21 protein-coding genes are annotated in these 22,691 nt (G+C 67.9%); 1 reads left to right on the plus strand and 20 read right to left on the minus strand.

Annotated features, from left to right (window positions below):
• Positions 1 to 255 precede the first annotated feature (255 nt).
• From AB0M93_RS45985 to AB0M93_RS46045, 13 genes are all read right to left on the minus strand, one after another.
• Positions 256 to 468 carry a helix-turn-helix domain-containing protein gene (locus AB0M93_RS45985; RefSeq protein ID WP_364286901.1) on the minus strand — a complete coding sequence of 71 codons (213 nt, stop codon included), beginning with the start codon at positions 466 to 468 and terminating at the stop codon, positions 256 to 258.
• Between the two features lie 14 nt (positions 469 to 482).
• Positions 483 to 2,078 carry a replication initiator gene (locus AB0M93_RS45990; protein WP_364286904.1) on the minus strand — a complete coding sequence of 532 codons (1,596 nt, stop codon included), beginning with the start codon at positions 2,076 to 2,078 and terminating at the stop codon, positions 483 to 485.
• The gene (locus AB0M93_RS45995; RefSeq protein ID WP_364286907.1) at positions 2,078 to 2,482 is read right to left on the minus strand and encodes a hypothetical protein; all 405 of its coding nucleotides are present in this window, start codon (positions 2,480 to 2,482) and stop codon (positions 2,078 to 2,080) included. The genes AB0M93_RS45990 and AB0M93_RS45995 overlap by 1 nt, the downstream gene beginning before the upstream one ends.
• On the minus strand, positions 2,460 to 4,013 hold the full coding sequence (locus AB0M93_RS46000; protein ID WP_364286910.1) for an FtsK/SpoIIIE domain-containing protein: 1,554 nt from the start codon (positions 4,011 to 4,013) through the stop codon (positions 2,460 to 2,462). Before AB0M93_RS46000 ends, AB0M93_RS45995 begins: the two co-directional genes overlap by 23 nt.
• 335 nt (positions 4,014 to 4,348) lie before the next feature.
• The gene (locus tag AB0M93_RS46005) at positions 4,349 to 4,594 is read right to left on the minus strand and encodes an AMED_5909 family protein (RefSeq protein WP_364286913.1); all 246 of its coding nucleotides are present in this window, start codon (positions 4,592 to 4,594) and stop codon (positions 4,349 to 4,351) included.
• Entirely contained in the window at positions 4,581 to 4,847 is a 267-nt protein-coding gene (locus tag AB0M93_RS46010; RefSeq protein ID WP_364286916.1) for a hypothetical protein, read from the minus strand. Before AB0M93_RS46010 ends, AB0M93_RS46005 begins: the two co-directional genes overlap by 14 nt.
• A 246-nt stretch (positions 4,848 to 5,093) precedes the next feature.
• The gene (locus AB0M93_RS46015; RefSeq protein ID WP_364286919.1) at positions 5,094 to 5,546 is read right to left on the minus strand and encodes a hypothetical protein; all 453 of its coding nucleotides are present in this window, start codon (positions 5,544 to 5,546) and stop codon (positions 5,094 to 5,096) included.
• A 35-nt stretch (positions 5,547 to 5,581) separates the two neighbouring features.
• Positions 5,582 to 5,854, minus strand: coding sequence for a hypothetical protein (locus AB0M93_RS46020; RefSeq protein ID WP_364286922.1), 273 nt, complete (start codon positions 5,852 to 5,854; stop codon positions 5,582 to 5,584).
• Between the two features lie 103 nt (positions 5,855 to 5,957).
• On the minus strand, positions 5,958 to 6,515 hold the full coding sequence (locus AB0M93_RS46025; protein WP_364286925.1) for a flavoprotein: 558 nt from the start codon (positions 6,513 to 6,515) through the stop codon (positions 5,958 to 5,960).
• A gap of 4 nt (positions 6,516 to 6,519) precedes the next feature.
• The gene (locus AB0M93_RS46030) at positions 6,520 to 7,755 is read right to left on the minus strand and encodes a helix-turn-helix transcriptional regulator (RefSeq protein ID WP_364286928.1); all 1,236 of its coding nucleotides are present in this window, start codon (positions 7,753 to 7,755) and stop codon (positions 6,520 to 6,522) included.
• 40 nt (positions 7,756 to 7,795) lie between these two features.
• Entirely contained in the window at positions 7,796 to 9,292 is a 1,497-nt protein-coding gene (locus AB0M93_RS46035; protein WP_364286931.1) for a hypothetical protein, read from the minus strand.
• A 65-nt stretch (positions 9,293 to 9,357) separates the two neighbouring features.
• Entirely contained in the window at positions 9,358 to 10,755 is a 1,398-nt protein-coding gene (locus AB0M93_RS46040; protein WP_364286934.1) for a hypothetical protein, read from the minus strand.
• A 692-nt stretch (positions 10,756 to 11,447) separates the two neighbouring features.
• Positions 11,448 to 14,225, minus strand: a complete 2,778-nt coding sequence (locus tag AB0M93_RS46045; protein ID WP_364286937.1) for a BTAD domain-containing putative transcriptional regulator — start codon at positions 14,223 to 14,225, stop codon at positions 11,448 to 11,450.
• A gap of 205 nt (positions 14,226 to 14,430) precedes the next feature.
• Between AB0M93_RS46045 and AB0M93_RS46050 the strand changes: the two genes are divergently transcribed.
• Positions 14,431 to 14,802: a DUF742 domain-containing protein gene (locus tag AB0M93_RS46050; RefSeq protein WP_364286940.1), complete on the plus strand. Its 372-nt coding sequence runs from the start codon at positions 14,431 to 14,433 to the stop codon at positions 14,800 to 14,802.
• On the opposite strand, the gene AB0M93_RS46055 is transcribed toward AB0M93_RS46050, so the two are convergent.
• From AB0M93_RS46055 to AB0M93_RS46085, 7 genes are all read right to left on the minus strand, one after another.
• Positions 14,789 to 15,619 (minus strand): alpha/beta hydrolase, encoded by an 831-nt coding sequence (locus tag AB0M93_RS46055; protein ID WP_364286943.1) that lies wholly within the window; start codon positions 15,617 to 15,619, stop codon positions 14,789 to 14,791. The genes AB0M93_RS46050 and AB0M93_RS46055 overlap by 14 nt on opposite strands.
• A gap of 63 nt (positions 15,620 to 15,682) precedes the next feature.
• Positions 15,683 to 16,306 carry a TetR/AcrR family transcriptional regulator gene (locus AB0M93_RS46060; RefSeq protein WP_364286946.1) on the minus strand — a complete coding sequence of 208 codons (624 nt, stop codon included), beginning with the start codon at positions 16,304 to 16,306 and terminating at the stop codon, positions 15,683 to 15,685.
• A 79-nt stretch (positions 16,307 to 16,385) separates the two neighbouring features.
• Positions 16,386 to 17,870, minus strand: coding sequence for a hypothetical protein (locus AB0M93_RS46065; RefSeq protein ID WP_364286949.1), 1,485 nt, complete (start codon positions 17,868 to 17,870; stop codon positions 16,386 to 16,388).
• Positions 17,870 to 18,181, minus strand: a complete 312-nt coding sequence (locus AB0M93_RS46070; protein WP_364286952.1) for a hypothetical protein — start codon at positions 18,179 to 18,181, stop codon at positions 17,870 to 17,872. The genes AB0M93_RS46065 and AB0M93_RS46070 overlap by 1 nt, the downstream gene beginning before the upstream one ends.
• Positions 18,178 to 18,666, minus strand: coding sequence for a YbaB/EbfC family nucleoid-associated protein (locus AB0M93_RS46075; protein ID WP_364286954.1), 489 nt, complete (start codon positions 18,664 to 18,666; stop codon positions 18,178 to 18,180). Before AB0M93_RS46075 ends, AB0M93_RS46070 begins: the two co-directional genes overlap by 4 nt.
• 141 nt (positions 18,667 to 18,807) lie before the next feature.
• Positions 18,808 to 19,377 carry a DinB family protein gene (locus tag AB0M93_RS46080; protein ID WP_364286957.1) on the minus strand — a complete coding sequence of 190 codons (570 nt, stop codon included), beginning with the start codon at positions 19,375 to 19,377 and terminating at the stop codon, positions 18,808 to 18,810.
• A gap of 13 nt (positions 19,378 to 19,390) precedes the next feature.
• On the minus strand, positions 19,391 to 22,657 hold the full coding sequence (locus tag AB0M93_RS46085; protein ID WP_364286960.1) for a glucodextranase DOMON-like domain-containing protein: 3,267 nt from the start codon (positions 22,655 to 22,657) through the stop codon (positions 19,391 to 19,393).
• Between the last annotated feature and the right edge of the window lie 34 nt (positions 22,658 to 22,691).

Below are 22,691 nucleotides of genomic sequence, written 5' to 3' on the forward strand. Positions count from 1 at the left end.
GTCGGTCAGAACCTCCTCACGCATGCGAACATTCTGGAAAGCCCCGCATACCAGGCAAAGCCGACACGCCGACTCATTCTGAACTGACCCCTTAGCGTTGAAGACCGGATTACCTTCCGTGTCCTTCTTCTGTCGCCACCACCGGTCTTGCACGTGGCCTTTCATGAGCTCACCCTTCTCTTGTTGGATAGGAAAACTCGCCTACCCCATGCCTCTTGGTTGAGACATGGGGTAGGTCCTCGTCGTGGGTTGTTGCTATGCGGCTTCTGTCGATCCGTTCAGGGCGTCGATCCACTGGCGCACCGTCTCCGGGTCGTACCGAACGTGCTTTCCCAGCCGCAGCCACTGCGGGCCGTAGCCCTTGAAACGCCAGTCCCGCAGCGTTTTCACGGGAATGCCGAGGAACGTACCCAGATCATCAGGAGTCCACAGTCCCTCGACGCTGACGACCTTCACTCGTGCTTCCATTGCTTCCCCCTTTGTCATGCAGCGAGTCCAGTTGCCGAAGTTTCTGGAGGTCTCTCCGCTGCCAGTAGCGCCCGGTCGTACTCGGCCTTCCACGTGATCCGTTCCGCGATCGCCCGCATCACCAGGTGCGGCCGGGGTGGGACCTGCGGGTCTCCGGGCTCGACCTTGCGCCACACCTGCTGCGATCGATCGGCCTCCGGCTTCTCGATCCCGACCGCCGCGAGCGCTTGCAACACGAAGGCCCGCCGGTCGGCCTTGTGGTCGACGAGCGTCTTTCCCGACCACTTCCGCGAGACGAGGACCCGGCGGCCGGGCAGCCCGAGCGTGGTCCGGCGGTGGGCCCGGCCCTTGCAGTGGCCGGGGGTGGTCTTGCCCGTGACGCCTTTGGGCTGGACGCCGTAGAGCAGCCAGACCGCGCAGCGCGGCGAGCACGGCGTGACCGACAGTTCGGCGTGCAGCCGGTCGTGGTGATCGGCCTGGGCCGCGCTGTCTGCCTCGACCACTTCGCCGGTGGACTTGGTGAGGTATTTGGTGAGGTAGCCGATGTGGCGGCCGGCCTCTTCGGTGCCGCCGAGGATGCCCTTCGAGTGCACCTGGCGGCCGAACGTGACGACGTGCGCCGGGTGCTCGACGGCTTCCACCGCGTCGTCCCATCGGGTCAGCGGCTGACGCGTCTCCGGGTCGACGAACCCGGTCTTCGGGCCGTCCCAGACCGGCAGGCGATCGGCGTAGACGATCTCGTCATGCGCAGGCCACCAGACCTGGTGATAGGTGGCCTCGGTGACCTGCCGGATCACGTCATGCGGCACCGAGCCCCGGATAGCCGCGTGCAGATGCGGAGCCGTCCGCTTCTGCGGCTCGACCGTCGCGAAGTACTGCGCGTCCCAGCCGACTACCCGGCGCAGGTTCTGCCACCACCGGTCCACCAGCGCCGAGAAGTGCACCGCATCCCGCGCCGCCCACCGGTAGTCATATCGACTTGGGTCGACCGGCGAGCCGTCGCCACGAACGGGACCGTAGGTGTCGCAGGTCAGCGTGACGAACATCGACGGCCGGAACTTCCCCGCGTACTCCCGCCCTACGGTGGTCTTCGCGACTTTCCGCCGGGGCAGGTTCGGTGCGTCCTGCCGACGCTTGGTCGAACGCTTCACTGCCCGCCTGGCCGGCAGGTCGAGAGCGGGCAGGCGGCCCCGCATCCCGAGTTGCCGAAGTTCAGCGTCGACCCCAGCGACTTCCTCCCGCAGTTCCTCGGCCTCGGCCTGGTCGTGCTCGACCACCTCCCGATACGCCGCCACCAGGTCCGCCCGGTAGGTCAGCAGCTCCTTCTGATCCTCCGAGGGAGGCTCGGCAGTGAGGACAGGCTCGTCAGCCAGGTGCCAGCCCTCGCGGCACTGGGCCTGCCGAAGCGCCTTCGCCTTCCGGGCACACGGCAGGCAGACCGATTCCACGGTGGAACCGCACGGCACCGGGACGTAACGGAGTTCGCCGGTCGCGGTGTCGCCGACCTCCATCGTGAACGGGCGGACGCAGACGCCGTGCTTCTCCGCCGTCGCCCGGATCACGTCCGCCGCCAGGGGTGTCCGCATCCTCTCGGCGCGTGTCTCGGTCATCAGGCCGCCACCGCCCCGGGCGAGGACCAGCCGCGCAGCAGGGAGACCGGCATGTCCTGCTTCGCCCCGGCAGGGAGGTCGGGAAACGTGCTCGGCTCGAACCGGACCACGCCGAACACCAGGACCGGGATGCCGCAGGGCGTCCGGCCGGTGATCGAGATGTGCACCCACTTGCCGCCGCACAGCCGCCACAGCCGGGCCGAGACGTCCTCGAGCGTCTGGCTCCACACCAGCAACGCCCGAGCGACCGCCGCCAGGCCGTCGACATCCAGTTGGACCGTGATCGGGCTGGACCAGGCATTGACGTCGACCGACGCGGCCGGCGGCAGCTGATAGGAGTCGAGGTGGTCGCGGATGGCGTGAGGAAGATCATCAGCCGGTTCACGCGGCCACCCCCTCGCCACCGTGTCGCAGATCCGCGACACCCCCATTGGTGACGTAGGCCTCCAGCGCCTTCACGGTGCCGTCGGAGACCCATCCCGCGCGGATGCGCAGGGGTTCGCGGATGCCTTCGCCCCAGACGTAGCCCACGCCGGCCTCTGAGTCACCGATGCGGTTGGCCCAGGCCCCGCGCTCGTACGCGCCGTCACCGAGGACCATCCCGACGTGCGTTTTGGACGTGACCCGCAGACACACCCGCCGGGTGAACAGCTCCCGGACCGGGACGGTGTCCTTGGTCGGCTCCTGGACGTAGCCACGGACCGAGATCCCCAACGCACGCCCCTGCGTCGTCAGCAGCGCGACGCGCTCCACAATGGCCTCACGGGTCTTGCGGTCGGTGTACTTCGTCAGCGCGCCGATCTCGTCGAACTCCAGTAGCTCCAACGGATACTCCGTCGACACCGGGATGGTCCGCAGCCGACCGGCGAACGCGCGCTTGCGCGATTCCATCTCCTCCACCAGGCCGTCAAGCAGCTCGACCGCGTCCTTGCCGCCGACCGCGTACCGGGAGAAGATGCCGCGCCCGTAGGCCAGCTCCATGCCCTTCGGATCGATCCCGGACAGGCGCACCACCCCAGCCCTGATCGCCGAGGCCGCCGCCACGAGCGGGCACCACATCACCGAGTTCTTGCCCGCCCCCGACGCGCCAGCGGTCAGGCAGTGCGCGCCGGAGCCGAGCAGCGGAACGCGCCAGTCACGCCCGTATTCGGTCCGCCCCGCCCAGACGTTGCGCAGGTCCACGCCGGTCGAGTCGACGCCGTCCGGGACCTGGGGGCCGGCCACACCTCCGGCGAGCAGGTCACGACGCTGGAAGTCGATCGAGACGACGTTGGGGGCCAGTTCGCGGACCTGGCAGCGAGCGACCTTGCGGGCGACGGCCAGGGCACGGGCAGCGTCGTCGAAGTCCTCCGGCTTCTGCCCGGGCACCAGTTCCACCCGGACCTCGTCCCACGAGGCACCCGACCGGACCCTGAGCACCTTGGGCAACCGGGTGCCGGAGCGAGTCGAGGTCGAGCGGGAGAGGGCCCGTCGACGGCCGACGAGGTTCACGTTCACCACCACCGGAAGCGCCTCGTCCCGCACGGACAGGCCGCAGGCGTGCAGCCACTCCGGCAGCTTCCGCCCGTAGACCGCCCACCGTGCCCACCAGGAGCGCAGGAACCGCCAGCACCAATGATCGAACGAGACGGCATTAACCGCCCACCACACCGCGAGGACCGCCGCGATGCCGCCGAGGGTGATCGCCAGCGAGAGCCAGCCGACCAATTCACACCAGGCGTAGACCGCGACCACCGCGAGGCTGGTCCGCCACCGGGTCACGATCTGCGCGAGCATCCACACGACGGCCTTGCACAGCCACCAGAGCGCGACGAACACCACGGCCGCCGCAGCTAGAGCTTCCAGGATCGACGCCAGGGCGCGGCCGATCTTGTGCAGCACCCACACGCCGAGCCCGAGCCCAGCCAGGGCCACTACCGCGAAGCCGGGAGACATCACCGACCACCCCGCTTCACATCGAGGTCCAGCGTCAGCATCCCGAGGCAGGGGGCGCACTGGGTTTCGCCGGGAAGGAGTTTGGCGAATCGTTTGCAGGAGGCGCAGCGCGTTCGGGTGACCCCCGTTGACGCTCGCCGGTTGTCGTCGTTTAGCGTTGTCATTGTTCACTTCCGCTGGTTGTGGACAGCGCAGGAGCGGCAAGGTTGGTAGCCAGGTTCCGCTTCTGCGCCTTAACGGTTCACACGCACCCGCATCAGGACGTGTTTCATCACCGCACGTCATAGCGTGCGTTTTTCGCTACTACTGTTGACTTTTCGGTCGTCTACATGCGACTAATCAGCAGGCTTGCTCTCCGTCTGGAGTTCCGCCGAGATCTCACCCGCCTTCCGTTCCTCGTATCCGGCCCAGTACAGCGCCTCGTGGTGATGACCCCGGTCGACGTCCGCGACCGCCTTGTAGAGCCGCGCGTTGCCGAGGCGGAACGCCAGCCACACCGACGGGTTCGCGTCGCTCGGCGGCCGGCGATCCATCACGACCTCGTGAGCGTCCCGCAGCGTCTTCGGCTCACCCCTGCGCATCCTCACGCCTCCCCGCGCGGGCTTCCAGCAGGGCCGCCAGGTCCTCGGCGTGGTCGCGGAGCCGGCGCAGGAACACCGCGCAGCCCGGCCACGCTTCCTGGTCCTCCGGCGGGACCAGCGTCACCACGCACAGCCCACCAGCCAGCACCAGGACCGGCGGACACGCTGCGCCCGTCCCGGTCTCCTCCACCGTCACCTCGGTACCCGCCCCGACCGTCCAGCGGAGCCCCAGCCCGTCCCACGTTGCCGTCATGTCGTTCCCATTCCCGGGCCAGGTCGGCGAAGCCCTCGGCCGCCGACTCCAGCGCCGCAACGCACCACCACGGCAACCCGCGCGACTGCGCCAGCTCGTGCCACGCCCGCGACACCCGCCGAGCAGCGTTCGCCGTGTTCGTCGCACTCACCGGCGACAGCACCGCACGGCCGTGCTCCCAGGCGGCCATGTAGTCCCGATACGCCTGCTCCCACGCCTCGACCCGCTCGCGGAAGCCCATGCCTGTCACGCTGCCTTCGCCGTCTCACTGGTCCCACCGGACCGAGACGGCTTGGCGTTGCTGGTGGCCTGCTTGAAGCCGGTCGCGCGGAAGACGTAGGACTGGTACTTGAACTCGCCCTGCCCGGCCACGCGCGGTTCCGCTGTGAGGCCGTCCAGCTCGATCGGCCGCATCCCGGGCAGTGCCTCCGCGGTGGTCGGCACGGGCTGGACGTCGGCGAGAAGGGTGATCTCGAACGAGGCCCGCTTCGCCCGCGTCTCAGCCGGGTCGGTGACCATCACCTTCCACTGCCGCTTACCCGTGATCTCGTCGACCCGCTGCCGCACCGGGCGATTCGCGGCCCGGTCCTCACGCGACTGGTACTCGTTGTCCGGCGACACCTCGCCCACCATCACCAAGCCCTGCGGAAACGCGTCGTCGAAGTCGATGCTGAACCGGTGTCCCTTGTCGATAGCCATGCTGAATTCCCTTTACTGGTATGGGTTTCTTGCGCTCAGTCGCGCTCTTCCGACCACTGGTCGCCGAGTGGAGAGGAATAGGTGCGCGTGCGGTTCTGCGTCTCGCACCACTCGCCGAACTCGTTCGCTGCCACGGCGAGGCTCCGCGCAAAGCGCGCGGTGTCCATCAGGCCGCCGATCCGAGCCGGTACCTGGATCATGATCGCGGTTTCATCGCCCCCGGCCACCAGTTGGCGGACTCCCGGGGAAGGTGACACGACGGCAGCGCCGTATCCGACGAGGGGCTGAATCACCACGTGAATGTCCATGTGCTCTCCCGATGTCTCGGCTTTCGCGCGTCCGATTGGGCGCGCTGTGATCAGGAGACACCCGGGTGGGAGAGATCACCCGGACAAACTGTCCGGGTGGGTTCTAACGGTCGGCCGGAACGGCCTTCTCGATCGCGTCCAGCATGGCTGACCAGGGCAGATCCCGGCCAGGTGCGGACCGCGGTTCGTGCAGCGGCCAGACGTCGTCACCGTAGAGCAGGTCCACGCCGACGCGCCGCAGGTTCTCGATGTGCATGGTCCAGGACGGCTGACGTGCGTGGGCAGCGTTGACGCGCGGGAACACGATCACCGGCAGGTTCAGCGTCCCGATTGCCTCGTTGACCTGCGTCAACGCCTGATTGTCGGCGATGCCGAGGGACATCTTCGCGACGAAGTTCGCCGAGGCCGGCGCGACCAGGTAGCAGCTCGGGGCCGGGTGCGGGCTCTTCTGCGACGGCGAGCGGGGCTCGACCCGCACGGGGTAACCGGTTGCCTTCTCGATCTCGTCGAGCTGCCCGGTCTCGGCCAGCCAGCGGCCAGCGGTGGGGGTCAAGGTGACCGCGACCGCCCAGCCCGCGTCTTGGGCAGGCTTGATCAGACGCGGAAGCAGGTCTTCGACACCGCCGGCCCCGGAGGCGACCAGCCCGAGAACTCGTGACATGCGGCTACCTCACCGCGCCGCAGCGCTCAGCCAGCGCGAGCAGCGCCGAGGACTTGCCAGCCGTGGCCGGGGCACGCCGGTACATCGACCGCACGACCTCCCGGACCATGGTGTTGTGCCGGACGATGGTCGGCGACTTCTGCTCGGCCTCTAGGAGGACCTGAAGCGCGTCGTCGTCCTTGGCGAGCAGACTGAGTGCGCGGGCGAAGTCGATCAGGTGCGTGACTTGGCGTTCCACGGGCAGGTGGTCGACGTTGACGCGCGGGGCGGTCTCGATTACCTGGCTGACGTCGCCGAGGTCGAGGGCGGCTGACAGCCGGTGGAGCTCGACATTGGCCGGCCCGAACCCGGTCTGCCAGTAGTTCGCGTCCACGCCCAGCTGGTCAGCGGCCGTTTTCGCGTGCCCGAGGAGGTCATTCGCCGTGGTCCGGTCCTGGTGTCGCGCCGCCGCGACGGCTGTGCGGAGGTAGAGCATCCCGTACAGGCTCAGCGCGGCCGGATCGCCTTTGGCCATCCTCGGCAGCAGCCACTTCGCCGCGACGTCGCCCAGCTCAAGCGCATCATCGAACCGGCCCACGGCCAGGAGCGCGTGCGTACCGGACCGGGCGGCTGAGGCCAGCACCAACGGATCATCGGAGTCGTCCGCTGCCTGCATGGCGCGTTCGGCCGCGATCCACGCGAGGTCGGCCTCACCGATCTTGCTCAGCGTGGTTGCAGCCAGGTGATGGACTCGCGCCGAGATGGCCGCGCAGGTCCGCTTGTACCCGGCATCGTCGACCGAGGCCGCCTCCATCGCCTGCGTGGTCTTGATCAGATCAGGCAGCGCAGTGACCACGCGCCCCAAGTCACCCTTCTGGTAGCTCGACCAGGCACCTTCCACCAGCTGCCGAACGGGCTGTGGGTCGATGTACTCGGGCGACATGGCCGAGGAGAACAGGGTCCGCGACAGCCGGCGGGGAGCCATCAGCGCGTCGCGGATAGCCGGGACGTCGTCGTGCTTGTCCTGCTCTTCCATCAGCACGGGTTCGCCGAGCAAGTCACCCAGCGTCACCCGCAACGCTCGTGCGAGGTCGGCCAGCACGTCCAAGCGGCGGATGTCCCGCTCGCCGCGCTCGATCTTGCTCAACCAGTCCTCGGTACGGCCCACCAGGTCAGCAAGAACCGCCTGCGACAGCCCACGCCGCCGCCGGTAGAACGCGATCCGCTCACCGATGCTGAGCTGGTCACCCGCACCACGCATGACGTAAGCCTAACAGGATTCTCTGGGTGGGTCGCCAGATCTACGATTTCTTGTTTTTCTTGGGTTCTCTTAGAGACAGGTAAGATCTGAACATTGCGTGCACTTGAAAAAATTGCACATTTGCCATGCTCAAGTTTCCGACTTGATGTATGCCTACGTACGAGCTTCCACTTCGTCGTTGGCCTCTGACTCCTCCGATCGAGCGAGCGCGTAAGAATCCTACACGCCAAAGTATGTCGATGAGCCGTTCCGGTGTCGTATCCGGCAGCCATGTTCCACATTCGGGACTTGTGGCGATCTCCCCTACGCAGACCTCAAGGCAAAGCATTTCCAAATCGTCACGAGTGAATAGGTAAACTTTGCCGCGGAACGCTTCGAAAATACTAAGTAGTCCAGGAAACTGAAAGCGATACTCTGAGGCAATGTCCTTTGTGCGGTCTTCGGAATATTTGCGTTCAGCGTCACTGATTATCGAGTAATTTATCGGCGGTGGACTGCTGACTTCGACGCTCTGACTGATTGCTTGTGAGCAGAATTGAATTATTTCACGAGGTCTGTGAAGGGTTCGATCGACGATATAGTTGAAAGACTTATTCTGACGGTAGTCGAGTGTCTCTGCGAAGGTGCTGTTCCACACTACTTGCTCTGGTTTATCGTGAAGAATCGGCACATTATACTTGATGCGCTTGGCTATTAAGCTCAGTAGTGCTGGTTCACTCCAGTTGATAATCTCGATAATGTCTCTGTATTTCTGCGCGTCGTCGTATAGTGCGGGTATGTTGTCGTAAAGTTCCTGTCGTAGCGACATGTATACTCTGAGCTTCGGGCTGAGGGAGTTGATTGAGATGCATGCTTGAAATAGGCCCGCTACGAATGCTTGTGCATCTTCGGAGGCGTCCCATCCCTTGTCTAATTCGTCGACAAATATAAAAACTGGATTGGATTGAAGTACTTCCTTAAGACTTGACAGAAGGCCTGATATTTCCTCGAGCTTGTATAGCTTTTCTAGTGCTTTGCTCTTCATGGTCAGGTCATACTTGCCAACCTTTACTCCTTCAAGTCTCTTTAGGTACGAGATCAGGTTGGATAGCTTGCTCATCTCTGGGTCGCTGTGGTTATCTCGGATATATTTATGAATAATCCCCGCCGCACTCTTGCGAATGCTGGGCTTCTTACTTGATACCTCCTTCATGACAAGAACATAGATTAGGTACTTCCATGCGGCCGCATATGCGCCAACCTTGGCCCAAGAGCCTTCGCTCTCGCGTGCCATCGTTGTTCTAAGCAATTCGTACGAGTAGTCCTCCGGAATTAGCTCAATTACTCTGGTGCCGGAAGACTCAGATCGCCTGGCAAGAGTCTTGAAAATTGCACTCTTGCCAGAGCCGCGGTTTCCGAGGATGATCCTTTTGGAACCGTTTTCAACTCGCTTGAATGCATCAGACTCGACAAAGTAGCTGTCGAGCCCTTTGTCTCTCTCTGCTGCGGGAGCACCTAAAGCGATTCGCTCTAGCACGGGTTCGACGTGCTGCGTCACGGACCCTCCTCTGTCCTCGAACTAATCCACCGCTATTGGCAGTTGTGTAGGTTACCTATTTCTGGCTACCAAAGATTCCCCCTGCTTCCGCAGGCGATAACTCGTTGGCACAAGAAATGAATTAATGCTAGGTCGTAAGATAGTCGGTCTGCCTCTGCGCTATAAGGAAGTAGTACGTCGACCGAACTGGCGCCTCCGTCAGCTTTGGAATGAACAATTCGACAACGTAGTCGATATACCCGTTCGGCGACTTGCGCGAGAACTTGAGAGTTGGGTGCAAAAGAGATTGTAGGTACACCCTTTATTTGGTCTTTCTTGCCGAGAAACTCCTCCATTCCTAGGACGTTTTTAACCATTTCTCGGATATGTGTGTCATCAAGCGACCCGCTTAGCGTGGCGGTGAGTTGATCCTTCTCGCCAGTGTTGCCGCGATTAAAACCTCCGGCAATCTTTACTATTCGCTGCAGAGAGCTGTTGTCCTCAACGTCGAACCGGGGGTCGCGAATCTTATTTCTTACTTTGCTTAAGAGTTCGGCGCCATGAAATGACGGAAAAAAGAATTCAATCGCTTGGTAGTAAGCCAGGTACTGTAGCAATGGAGTGTTTGTCGCAGCCCGCCCATATGAGTACAGGGTGACGGCTTCGCGTGCGTACTTTCGCTTAGGAAGTTGTGGGTACTGTTGCTCACCCTTTGCATTCAGTGTGCGTCGAGCTGCTCCGACATACTCCCGTCTTCTCGCTAGAGATAATGCTATGTTGAATTTAACGTCAAGCTCGAAGAATAAAGCTGAAGAGTATGTCTCCAGGATCTCTTTTGCTTGATCGTGTTTAGAAACCTGTGGGCAGTCAATGCGCAATGATACCCGAATATTGCCGGCGGGTCCTGCGTCGGATCCGCCGACTAGGGAAACCATCGCTTTGCTGACCTGTGTAAAGTGAATGGAGTACGGTGCCGATTCATTGGAAAGTGTCAGGCGCCAGCGTGTATTTGCGGGGACTCGTGTGCCGTCGGCGAGTTTGACTGTCGAACTACGTTTCACTTTTTCCGGGTCGACTTCTACGCTGCTCGGGTCTATTAGGTTTTCGGATTCGTCCATAAGTTCGACGCCCGGCAAGGCCATTAGGCGTCGATTGATTGGTGCAGGTGCTGCGACCGTGGCGACCAGTATTGCTTCGATTTGTCCGATGTCTCTATATAGAACAGCATTGTATTTCTGAAGAAATGTCCATTCGGTAAACTTGTGGCGATAGAGAAAGTTCGCGTCTTCTGGGAAGATTACCACTTTTCTGTCGGTTCGGCCGTTGGGGAAGCCGATTACAAGCGAATCATCCTCTAGGGGACCGTTGGGATCCGGGCCCCAAGTCTCAATCTCGCATGGCATCCCAGCGTCAAGTGCTGCTCGTATCACGTCGTCACGTCGATCGCCGAATTGAACTTCGTCCGTCTGCTTGTCGTCGGACATGCTCTGCACTCCTCTGCCGAACTTGGCTCTATGGGATCAAGGCGCGCCGCCGACGGCGGCGCGCACGTCACCACCCGTGCGGCGGGCTCGCCCTCATGCGACACGGACGGCCTGCCGCTCCGCTTCGGCCGCCGGTCGCCGGGCGGCCCGCCGGAGGGCCGGCTGCGTACGCGCGCCGCCGGGAGCTGGCTGATCCACCCGTCCACATACGCCCAGAGACGTCGCCGAGTCGATCAGTGTTACGCCGTTCATGGCCACGATCGGGTGACCGCTCCCTCGTCAGCGATCGTTTAACACCGGCTGACCGCCATCAAGGGCGCCTGCGGCGTCGCTACGCGATGGTCGCAAGCTCCACCCTTGACACCGGCCCTCCGGCGCTAACGGCAGCGGGGACGAGGAAGACGGGGAGGGCTGCCACCAGCCCAGACGGGCAACAGGGTGGCAGGGAGCCAGGCCGTCTACAGGCCGTCAGACGTCCAGACAGGCCCGGACACGACCGGACCCAACAGACGCAAAAGAGCAGGTCAGAGGCGGTACACCCAAGAACGCCCCCAGGCCCGCTGACCGCCTGGATAGTTCATGAACAAGAAGCCCATCTGCCTCTGATCGCCGCGACCGTGCGGGCAAGCAGGGAGCCGGGGCGCAGTGCGGCCAAGACGCCCGCAGCTCCGGGTTCTCGGACTGCCCACCGATCACATGCCCAAGCCCACCCCGAGCAACTCGCGGATCTCCGCCACCTCCGGCGCGCGCAACTCGCCATACGCGGCCAACGCGGCTTCCAAATGCACCCTCGCCTCAGGTTCATCACCGACGGCTCGCCGAGCCACGCCCAACCCGTGGTGAGCCAACGCGCGCTCCCGGAGGTGACCAGACCGGCGCGCCAGCTCCAAAGCCTTCTCATACAACGAAATCGCCTCACGACCCGACTTCGTCGCCGCCAGGTCGTTCAAAGCCGTCACCTCGAGATTAGTGTTACCGCCCGCCCGTACGACCTCCAACGCCCTACGGAAATGGTCGTCGGCTTCCTCCCGGCGGCCCAAGCCCGCATACGCGCTGCCCAGGGCCGCCAGCACTGGCGCCCCCAGGCCTGCTGACCCGAGGTCCTCGGCTATCCGGCCACTGCGGTGAAGGTATTCCACTGCCTTCGCGTGGTTGCCGCGCCGGCGGTGGTGCTCTCCTATGTTGCACAACGCTTTTCCCTCCAGCAGCGCGTGGCCCGTGCGGCGCGCTGCCGCCAGGGCCAGGTCCAGCTGGACGCGGGCCTCCTGGCGGTTGCCGCGGATGTCGGCGATCGTGGCCATGCTGCTGCGGGTCATGCTCTCCAGCAGGTCGTTCCGGTGCTCCACGGCCAGGGTCAGGGCCTGTTCGAGGTACTCGGACGCCGGGTCGAAGCGGCCGAGGAGTGTCAGGGTCATTGCGACCGCGTGGGTGGTGAAGCCCCACTCGTGCGTGCCTGGGCGGGTCAGGGCCAGGGCCGTCGTGTGGAATGTCAGTGCCTCGTTGTGGTGCGCCGCGACGTACAGATAGCGCCGGAGCGTTGCCGACAACTGGACCACCTGGTCCGCCAGGGCCTTCGGCGCGCTCGTGACCAACGCGAGCATCGACGGCCGCTCCGCGTCCAGCCATGCGCGGGCGGCCTGGACGTCCGTGAACGACCGGCGCGGGCCGGTCACTGCCGGCCGCAGGTACGGCTCGTCGGGGGAAAGCAGGTCCATGGCTGCCGCGGCGGTCGACACGTAGTGGTCGAGCAGGCGCGTCAAGGCCGTGAGGCGAGTGGCGGGGTCCGCCAGCTCCGCGGCGTAGAGCTTCACGAGGTCGTGCATCCGGAAGCGGCCCGGCAGGTGCTCCTCCAGGAGGCTGGCCGCACACAGGACGCGCAGGGTGCGGGCGTTCCCGAGCAACGCCGTCGCGGCTGCGCGCCCGATGTCTTCCGCGGGGACCACGCCCAGCAGGCGGAACGCCGAGGCCGCCTCGGGGGACAGGGCACGGCAGGAGGCGTCGAACACCGCGCGCAGGCTCGCCGTCAGCTCCCCCGTGTCCAGGGCGTCCAACCGGCCCTCGCGCAGCTCGGCCGCCAGTGCGGACAGCCGCCCGCTCGGCTGGACCGTGACGCGGGCCGCGACGATTGCCAGTGCCAGCGGCATTCCGCCGCACTGGGACAGGATTTCGCGGGCCGCTTCGGGTTCTTCGGCCAGGCGGGCCGGGCCCAGCTTGTGCGCGAGGAGGTCGCGTGCCTGCTCCTCGTCGAGAGTTCGCAGCCGCAGCGCGCTTGCGCCGTGCGTGGTGAGCAGGCCGCCGAGCTCGTGGCGGCTGGTGATGAGCACCGAACACGCGGACCCGCCGGGCAGCAACGGGGTCACGTGCCGCGTGTCGCGGGCGTTGTCGAGCACCACCAGCAGCCGGCGGCGGGCCGTAAGGCTGCGGTACAGCGCCACCTGCCCGTCCGGGTCCGGCGGGATCGACGCCGCGGCGACCCCCAGCGCGCTCAGGAAGCCGCGGACCGCGTGCTCGGCCGGCACCGGCTCGTGGGCCGGGTCGAAGCCACGCAGGTCTACGTACAGCTGACCGTCGGGGAACCGGCTCGCGTGGTCGGTCGCCCACCGCACCGCCAGCCACGTCTTCCCCAGGCCGCCCGCGCCGGAGATCACCGCGACCGCGCCCTCGGCGGCCAGCATCCGATCGAGCTCCGCCCGCTCGCCGGTGCGCCCCGAGAACGCCGGCGCCGCGGCCGGGAGCTGACGCGGTTCCGGGCCGCGGCCGGTCAGGATCCGCTGGTGCAGGCCGCGCAACCGGGGGCCGGGATCGGCGCCCAGCTCGTCCGCCAGGCGTGACCGGACCATCTCGTACTCGCGCAGCGCGTCGGCCGGGCGTCCGTCCAGGAACAGTGCCTCGATCCGCTGCGCCGCCGCCCGTTCGCCGCTGGCGACGTCCGGTTCGGGCCGGGCGAGGACGGCGGCGTGGGCACCGGTGCGCAGCCGGAGGTCGTCGCGATCCAGCACCGCCGTGTCGTGCTTGCGCTCCAGCTCGCTGCGGACGTCGGCCACCCACGGCGAATCCAGCTCGCTGAGCGGTGTCCCGCGCCAGAGCGACAGCGCTTCGTCGTACAACGCGAGCGCGGCGTGGTCGTCCGCCGTCGCCTTCGCCTGCCGGGTGAGACGTTCGAACCGGTGGACGTCCACCGTCAGCGGATCGGCGACCAGGACGTAACCGTCACGCTCGCGTTCGATCGTCACGCCGTCGAGCGCACCCAGCAGCCCGCGCAGCCGCGAGACGTACGCGTACAGCGAGTTCCTCGGCTGCCGGGGCGGCCGTTCGCCCCACACACGATCGATGAGCCGGCCGGCCGGGACCGCCCGGCCGACGTCGAGGAGCAGCACCGCCAGCACGTCACGCTGACGCGCGTGCCCGACGTCGAGCCGCGCGCCTCCGGCCACGACTTCGACCGTGCCCAGCACCCGCAACTCCACCACGACCAGCCCTCCTGACTCAGCCGGGGCAGTTGTCAGATCGCTGATAATCCCGCTGGATGACCTTCATCCCCTGGAGTGGTGTCGCCCAACGGTGCTCCGCTGACCAGCAGTTTACCGTCCGTTAGCCTGTTCGGTCGATTGCGGTGGAGTCGATCACCGTGTCGAATAATCGCCGAGAAGGATTAATCGCCGTGAGGAGTTGGCTGTGCACTGGGGGTCCGCGCTCGACGAAGGAGGGGCGGCGGGTCTCGTCCGCCCGTACTTCCGCACCCACGGCCGGACGCGGCCGACGCGTGATTTACCCGTCGAGACGCTGGTCTCGACCACCGCGCGCGGGCGCGCCATGACGCGGGGGAGCACGCCCGAAGAGTCGGAAATCTGCGTGCTGTGCCGCACTTCGCAGTCCGTCGCCGAGGTGGCCGCGCGGCGGCGGCTTCCGCTGGGCGTCGCGCGGGTGCTGCTGTCCGACCTCGCCGACCGCGGGCTCGTCGCCGTGCACACCGCCAAGCACGGGTCGGGGAACCGGCCGAACATGGACCTGATGAAGCGCATCCTGCACGGCCTCAGCCGGCTGTGAACTCCCGGACCAGCCGGGCGAACTCCGCCGGCTGGTCGAGCGGCAGCAGCGTGTAGCTGCCGGCCACCTCGGCGAGCTCGCCCTTGGGCAGCAGTGCGGCCAGCCGCCGGCCGTGCTCGAGCGGCATCACGCGGTCCTCGGTGGCCCAGACGACCAGGACCGGCCGGTCGAAGCCGGGAAGCCGCTCGGCCGTTTCCATCAGGATTCCCGGTGCGGCAGCGGCCGCCCGCAGGACGCGGACGGTGTCGCGGCGGATGCCGGCCTGGCTCAGCAGCGGGCGGATCCAGCGGGCCGTGGCCGCGTCTCCGCGCTTCGTCAGCCAGCCGAACGCGATCGGGAGCCGGCGCACCGCGCGCAGCCGCAGCTGCTGCACGAACAGCCCGAACAGGCGCGGCGACAGCTTTCCCGCCAGGAACAGCGTCCTGCCGGTGAGCCCGGGCGGGAAGTTGTCGAACGCGTCGCAGGACGCCAGCACCACCCGGCCCACCCGTGGCGCGCCGTCCGCCATGAGCAGCTGGACCAGCGCGCCACCGGTGTCGACGCCGGCCAGGGTGACGTCCCGCAGGTCGAGCCGCTCCAGGAACTCCGCCAGCAGCCGCACGATGCCGGGCATCGACAGGTCGGCGTCGTCGCGCATCGGGTGCCGGTGCGCGCCCAGCGGCAGCGTCGGGACCACGCAGCGGATGCCTGCGAGGCCCGCCACCGGGGCGTCCCAGAGCGAGCCGTCCATCAGGAGGCCGTGGACGAAGACGACGGCCGGGCCCGCGCCGCCCGTGTCGGTGTACTCGACGGTGCCCGCGGACAGCTCGACCTGCATTGCAGCCTCCCAGTGAAGTCCCCTGGGCTGAAGTGAACCACGTGGTTCGCAAACTGTCGAGGATCAGGGCGCGGCTTCCTCCCGTTCGACCGCCCGCAGCAACGCCGCGAACCCGGCCGCGGCGCCGTCGCCGTCCGGGCTGGTCAGCAGGTCCACGAGGAACCCGCGCAGCGTCGCGAGGATCATTTCGGCGACCTCGAGCTTGCGCGGCTCCGGCCAGTGCGCCGGGCAGAACGACACCAGCGTCGGCAGGTACTGCTGCGACGCACCCCGGCCGAGCGCGGCGTACCGGCCCGGGTCGTACATCGCCAGGCCCATCGCCTGGTCGAGGACGCGCCGCAGCTGCGTCTCCTCATCGCGCAGGCTGACCCAGGCGGCCCGCACGCGGCCGGCGAGCGTCGGCGACTCCGCGGCGACGGCCGTCAGCGCGTTGCCGATCCGCCGTTCGCGCAGCGCGAAGACCACCTGCCGCAGCAGGTCTTCGGTGCCTTCGAAGTGGTAGAGCAGCACCTTGTGCGTCGTCCCGGCCGCCCGGGCGGCGCGCCGCAGGGAGAAGTCGACGAGCCCGTTCTCCGCGACGTCGTCGGTGATCTTCGCCAGCAGTTCCCGGCGCCGGGCCTCGCCGCGGGGCGACCCGGCCGACCGCCGGTAACCCGCCCGGGCCGGTTCGTCGGTAGCGTTGTCCACGAAGGACAGCTTGGCACGCGGAGGGGGACCTCGACGCGGGGTGCCGGGGACCGGCGCCGAACGGGCCGGACCCGCTCGGCTAGCTGTCGTCGTCCCCGCCGGTGACGTTGCCGATGCTGGCGGGCACGCCCTTGATCATGTCGACGACGGTCTTGCCGGCCAGGCCCGACTTGCCGAACCACGGGTCGGTCATGACCTTGATCGCCGACTCGAAGCGTTCGGCGCCCTCCTTGCCGAAGAGCTTGCCGAGCTCGTGCACGGAGAAGTTGCTGATCTTGTCGAACTTCTGCAGGATCTCGGGCGTCACACCGTCCATTTGGGACAGCTTCGTCTTGATGACGTCGGTCATCTGATCGGTGAACGGCTTGGGCGACTGGGGATCCGGCTTCGGGTCCGGCTTCGGTTCCGGGGTGGGTGCCGGCTCGGGCTTCGGCTCCGGGGTCGCCGAGGAGGACGAGGGTGCGGGCTCGGGAGTGGTGTCCGGCTTGGGGTCGGGCTTGGGGTCCGGTGTGGCGTCGGGCTTGGGGTCCGGCTTGGGTTCCGGTGCGGCCGACGAGGGGGTGGTGTCCGGCTTCGGCTGGGGTTCGGGGTCCGGCTTGGGTTCCGGCTTCGGCTCGGGGGTTGCCGAGGAGGACGAGGGCCCGGGCTCTGGCTTGGGTTCCGGCTTCGGTTCCGGGGTGGCCGACGAAGGCGTCGGGTCCGGCTTCGGTGCCGGTGTGCTGTCCGGCTTCGGGAACGGTGTTGCCTCCGGCTTCGGGGCCGGCGCCGGGGTCAGGCTGCTCGCCGGGGGCTTGGCCGCGACCAGGTCGTCGCCCGCCTTGCCCATCTTCGTCAACGCCTGCAGCAGGTCGCCCAGCTTCTTCGCCAGCTGGGCCAGCTTCGCGCCGATCTTGCCCAGTGCCGTCGCCACCGTGCCGATCGTCGTGCCGATGAAGATCGCGATCGACGCGCCGAACGTCACCGGGGCCAGCGCCGCCGCGATCAGGGCGCCCTTGACGATCGTGGCCAGGAGCATCGCGATCAGGTCGCGGAGGATGCCGCGGAAGGCGCCGACGATCCCGCCGGCGATCTGCATGTTCTTGCCCGCCTGGTCGAGGTAGCCGCCCAGGGAGGCCAGCTGATCGGTGACCGCGTCCATGTCCTTCTTGAACTGGTCCGCGGCCTGCCCGCTCCAGTCCTTCAGCAGCACGTCGAGCGCCTGCTGGTGGTCGGCCGACCACTGCTCCAGCTTCTTCTTCTCCGCCGTCAGCGCCTCGGCGGCCGCCGCGATGCCGATCGGGTCGCCCATCAGGATGTCCAGCGGCCACCGCAGGATCGTGATGTGCTCGATGAGCCAGCCGATCCCGGCCGTGAGCAGGCTGCCGATCGGGTCCAGCACGAGACCGATGGTCTCCAGCGCCATGCCCGCCGAGCCGATGCCGATCGCGACCTTGTCGTTGTCCTTGACGGCCTTGTCCAGGCCCACCGCGGCCTCGAAGAACCCGGCTCCGGCCGACGCGTTGTCGCTGTTGAACAGTTCGCCGCCGTGGAGGCCGACGTCCTTGCTCCGGTAGTCGTCGCCCACTATTCGAACCTCACGATCGAGCCGACGGCGTCGGCTTCACCCGACTGGTAGCGCTTCGCCGCCTCGGCGACCTTGTCGGCGAACTCGCCGACGGTCTTCGCGTACTCGCCGAACTGGTGGTGCGCCTTGTCGGTCCAGGCGCTCGCGCCGGCGGCCATCAGCTGGCAGGCCGGGTTGATGCCGAACATGCCCGGGTCGCAGACCATGCCGCCGACCAGGTCCGCGGTGCTCTGCAGGTTGCTCTGCAGCTCGTCGAGGTGCTTGCCGAAGTTCGCCAGGGGTTCCGCGGAGACGCGGAAGCCGTCGCTCACCAGGGGTTCGATTCGTCGTCGGGACGGTCGTCGGCGGTGGGACGCCGCCGCGGCGCGGACGGCGGGGCCGGGGGAGCGGGCGGCGGGGTGGGCTCGGTGCGCTCCGGGGCGGCGAAGTCGCCGTCCGGTGGTGGGTCCGGGGGCAGGAAGGAGCGGACCATCTCGGTCGACTCGCCGTCGCCGTTGATCGTGGCGAACGAGTTCGCGACCGCACGGGCGGTCTGGCGCTGGGCGTCGCGCACCGCGCCCATGATCGCCGCCGTCAGCCGCGCCGGGCCCAGTTCGCACGCTCGGTGGCCGAGCTCGAGGTTCGTCAGTGCGCCGTTCGGGGCCAGCGTCACCGTGACTGCTCCGTCGCGCGTGCGGACCGTGGCGCCGGCGGCCGAAAGCGCTTCGTTCAGGGCCGCGGCCTTGGACTGCATCTCGCGGACCTGCCGTTCGAGCAGCAGCTGGAAGTCTTCCCCTGGCCCCAGGTTCGGTTGCACGAATTTGCTCCTCGACATACCGGCTCACCTGGCCGGATCCATGATCGGCCAGGTTAGCGCACACCGGACGTTCACCTGCTGATTGCCGGAGATATGCCTGGACGTTCCCCCGATGTTGCCCTGGGACACCCGGTTCGGCGTCTACAGAGGACCTGCTGCCGCCCGGGCGGCTCGCTCGACCTCCGCGTGCCGGGCCGCCCAGAACTCCGGGACGCGGTCTCCGGCGGTGGCCAGTGCGCCGTCGAGCTGCTCCCGCAGGATGTCCGCGTGCCCCGCGTGGCGGCTCGTCTCGGTGAGCACGTGGACCAGGATGTTGAACAGCCGCACGTCCGGGCGGGGCCACCAGGGCACGTGGCCCGGTGCGTCGACGGGCAGGGCCGCGATCGTCGCGTCCGAGTGCTGCCACGCCCGGCGGTAGCGGTCGGTGATCTCCGCGCGTGTCTCGTGCTCGGTGGCCCACATGTCCGTGCCGCGCGCCCCGAGGTCGTCCCACCTGGGCAGGGGCTCGGGGAACGGGCGGCCGAAGACCTCGCCGAAGTACCGGGCCTCGGTCAGGGTCAGGTGCTTGACCAGGCCGAGCAGGTTGGTGCCCGTCGCCGTCAGGGGACGGCGGATGTCGTACTCGCCCAGCCCGTCCAGCTTGCCGAGCAGCTCTTCGCGGACCTCGCGCAGGTCGCTGTGCAGGTAGTCCTTGGCGAACTCGTCGATCATGACGACCAGCTTGTCAGCCCACGGGCACCCCGCGCACCGCCACCGGCCCGCGGGTCGGGTCCAGCTCGGTCCGCTGGTCGACACCGGACGGTGTCAGCACGTCGAACGCCTTCGGGGCCGTCGCCGGGTCCGCGGCGCAGATCGGTGCCGTCCCGCCGGGCGCGCACAGGCCGAACGTGTACTGGCCGGCCGTCGGCGTGAACGGGCGCGCCTGGTCCGGCGAGTTGCCGTCCTGGCCGGTCAGCACCACCGCGAACGTCCAGCCCGGTCCCGGTGTGCCGAAGGCCGCCTTCGCCACGCTGACCGTGATGTACCGCGTCGCCTGCGAAGCCTGCACCGACGGCGTGGCCAGCGAAGCGCCCGAAGCGTCGACCAGCGCCGGTTCCGCGAAGCCCTGGACCTCGATGCGCCGGCTCCACGCGTCCTGCGGCGCGATCGTGTACGCCCGGGTCGGGAACGGCGCAGCGGTCGACGTCGACGTGGCTGCCGGGTCGTGGCCGTAGATCGTCAGCAGCTGGGCACCCAGGGGGGAGCCGAACGTCGAGGTCAGGTCGCGGATCTGTGCCCGGAAGACCAGGTTGGTGCCCGAATCGATGACCTGGAACCGCTGCAGGTCGAACGCGCCCGCGTGAAAGTCGCCCGCCGTCGGGTAGGTGTAGGTGCCCGGGCCGTTGTCGTCGCCGTCCGGGTCGGTCGTGTCCAGCAGAACCGTGCCCGTCACGAAGTCCGAGCTGATCGTCTTCTGCGCGTACCCCGTTCCCGCGCCGGTTGCGGTCGCCGTGACGACGTTCGCGCCCAAGGGGGTCGGCACCGTTGCGGTGAACGTGCCCGACGCCGACGCCCGGGTCGACAGCACCGTCGTCGTGCCCGCGTCGGTCGCGGACACCGCCAGGTCGACGCGGCTGCCCACGGGGGCGGTGCCGGTGACCTGAGTGGTCGCGGTGGACACCGAGGCCGGCGCAGCCAGCGTCACCGGCAGCGGCGCGGGCGGTGCGTGGGTGACGTACCGCGCGCGGACGTCGGCGGGCTGCTCGGGCAGCCGGCCGTCGTCGACGGCCCGGGCCAGCCGGACCGACTGCGACTGTGCCCAGCTCAGCGGCGCCACCGAGCCGGCGGACTGGCCCGGTGTGAAGCCGATCGACGCCGTCCGCGGGTCCGACCCGTACGGCGACGCGGGCAGCGGCGGGTTCTCCCAGATCTGCTCGGGGATCAGGCCGGTGCCGCTCGTCTGGGCCCGCATCGCGCGCAGCAACGCCGCCGCGCTCGTCCGGTCGCCCGTCTGGACGGCCTGCTCGCCGCGTTCGCCGGCCAGTACCGGCCACAGGTGACCGGAGCCGGTGTTCGTCGAGGGCCAGGGCGCGCCCGTCGGGGCGCAGTTCGTCGGGTCCGGCTCGTAGCAGTCGCCGTAGCCGTCTTCGCTGCCCGGCGCCGATGTCCCGTAGCGGTACCAGCCCGGGCCGGCCGGGGTGTCCCGCTTGATCACCCGGTCCACGACCCCGAGCGACGCGGTGACGTCCGGGTCGTTCGCGGGGAGCACGCCGAGGCGCGTCAGCTCGAGGAAGCCGGCGTCGACGACCGCGCGCTGGTCGGTGTCGACCGAACCGTTGCCCAGGTTGTAGATCCACTCCGAGTCCGGGTCGCCGTTCTTGGTCAGCCGCAGGAAGTATCGGCCGCCGTACGGTCCGTTCGACGTCACCGTCCAGCCCTTGATGTTGCGCTGGAAGTGGTCGGCGGTGGCTCGGTAGACGTTCGCGCGCGCCGGGTCGCCGTTGCGGTCGGCGATCACGCCCGCGGCGACGAGCCCGGCGATCTCCGCGGCGATCGTCGAGGGCGAGTAGCCGCCCTGTTCCTCCCAGCGCTCCGAGCCGAACGCCGGGCCGTGCGCGACGACGAAGTCCGCGGCCGCGCGGATGTGATCGGTGTAGAGGGTGCGGTCGCGGTCGAGCCCGGCCTGCAGCGCCATCAGGATCGGGTACGCGCTCTCGTCGAGCTGGTCGCCGCCGGAGTCGGGCGCCTTCTTGCCGTTGAGCAGGGAGTTGCGCGGGAACCGGCCGTCCGGCTGCTGCTGGCGCGCGAACAGCCACCGGACGCTCGCCCGCGCCGTCTCGCGGTCGCCGGCCGACAGGAGACCGGAGAAGCTTTCGTAGAGGTCGCGGGCGAAGATCTCGCGGTAGGAGCCGAAGTAGACCGGCTTGCCGCCGGGCGCGTCGCCCGCGGACACCGCCTGGCCCCACGGGCTGCCCAGCGACGCGACGACCGCGCCCGGGAACGTCTTGTCCTCACTGGCCTTCAGCACGTTGACCGACCGGTAGTCAGCGTCGGAGTCCTTGCCCCGTAACGGAATCAGCCCGTTGTCGTAGTCACGCCATTCGCGGGCGTACTCGCGGTAGCTCTGCTCGAACGGCGTGCGCAGGCTCGCGCCGGCCGTCGCGACGGCGGCCCGTGCGTCCGTGCCGAAGCCGAGCGCCAGCACGGCCGGGCGACGCGGCTGGAGGTCCAGCTGCGCGGTCTGCACGACGTTGCCGTTCACGGCCGACGGCGTGGTGTCGGTGAGCCGGTGGTCACGGTCCAGCTGGGCCAGCCCGTCGCCCGCGGTGCCCGCGAACCCGCTGCTCGTGACCAGGAACCGGTGGTCGGCGCGCAGCGCGGCGGCCAGCGGGGTGCCGTAGTCGCGCGCCGGTGCGCTCGACACGGTGTTCGTGTCGGCGCTGACCAGCGCGGACGTCGCCGCGTCGACGGTGGCCGTGTCGCCGCCGCCGTTGGCCGGGCCGCCTCCGCCGTTGCCGTTGACGCTCGCGTCGAACCGCACGTAGACCTTGAGGTCCCGCCCGGAGTCCCGCAGCGGCTCCAGCCGCGTGCGGATGAGCACGCCGGTCCGGGCCGGGTCGGCCAGGTACTCGGTGACCAGCCGGTACCGCCCGCTGCGCGGCGTCGACGTCACCTCGCACGCCATCCCGCCCGCGCTCGTGCGGACCGTGTAGGTCATGTCGCGGGCCTGCAGGTCGGTGAAGCTGCGGCCGTCGGTGACGGCGAACTGCAGCGTTTCGACGTTCGTGTTGTCGATCACCGGCGCGTAGACGTCGGACAGCACGCCGCCCGCCACGGTGAACCACGCCTTGCTCGCCGTGTTCCGCGCGGTGCCCAGGCAGTCCTTGCGGGCCAGGCCGAAGTGCGAGACGGCACCCGGTCCGGGCGCCGCGGTGGCTGCGTCGGATACGGCGGGCAGGAGGGCCGCGGCCAGCACCGCGCACAGCACCACGGACGACGTCGACCGAATCATCCGCCCATCCGATCACGGCGGCCCCGGCCCGCAC

Source organism: Amycolatopsis sp. NPDC051102 (genome assembly GCF_040682815.1).
GTDB lineage: Bacteria > Actinomycetota > Actinomycetes > Mycobacteriales > Pseudonocardiaceae > Amycolatopsis.

Bases quoted from the DNA above. Each gene is read 5' to 3' on its own strand.
- AB0M93_RS45985 (WP_364286901.1), bottom strand. From the start codon at position 468: ATGGAAGCACGAGTGAAGGTCGTCAGCGTCGAGGGACTGTGGACTCCT.
- AB0M93_RS45990 (WP_364286904.1), bottom strand. From the start codon at position 2,078: ATGACCGAGACACGCGCCGAGAGGATGCGGACACCCCTGGCGGCGGAC.
- AB0M93_RS46000 (WP_364286910.1), bottom strand. From the start codon at position 4,013: ATGTCTCCCGGCTTCGCGGTAGTGGCCCTGGCTGGGCTCGGGCTCGGC.
- AB0M93_RS46005 (WP_364286913.1), bottom strand. From the start codon at position 4,594: ATGCGCAGGGGTGAGCCGAAGACGCTGCGGGACGCTCACGAGGTCGTG.
- AB0M93_RS46010 (WP_364286916.1), bottom strand. From the start codon at position 4,847: ATGACGGCAACGTGGGACGGGCTGGGGCTCCGCTGGACGGTCGGGGCG.
- AB0M93_RS46015 (WP_364286919.1), bottom strand. From the start codon at position 5,546: ATGGCTATCGACAAGGGACACCGGTTCAGCATCGACTTCGACGACGCG.
- AB0M93_RS46020 (WP_364286922.1), bottom strand. From the start codon at position 5,854: ATGGACATTCACGTGGTGATTCAGCCCCTCGTCGGATACGGCGCTGCC.
- AB0M93_RS46025 (WP_364286925.1), bottom strand. From the start codon at position 6,515: ATGTCACGAGTTCTCGGGCTGGTCGCCTCCGGGGCCGGCGGTGTCGAA.
- AB0M93_RS46030 (WP_364286928.1), bottom strand. From the start codon at position 7,755: ATGCGTGGTGCGGGTGACCAGCTCAGCATCGGTGAGCGGATCGCGTTC.
- AB0M93_RS46040 (WP_364286934.1), bottom strand. From the start codon at position 10,755: ATGTCCGACGACAAGCAGACGGACGAAGTTCAATTCGGCGATCGACGT.
- AB0M93_RS46055 (WP_364286943.1), bottom strand. From the start codon at position 15,619: ATGCAGGTCGAGCTGTCCGCGGGCACCGTCGAGTACACCGACACGGGC.
- AB0M93_RS46080 (WP_364286957.1), bottom strand. From the start codon at position 19,377: ATGATCGACGAGTTCGCCAAGGACTACCTGCACAGCGACCTGCGCGAG.
- AB0M93_RS46085 (WP_364286960.1), bottom strand. From the start codon at position 22,657: ATGATTCGGTCGACGTCGTCCGTGGTGCTGTGCGCGGTGCTGGCCGCG.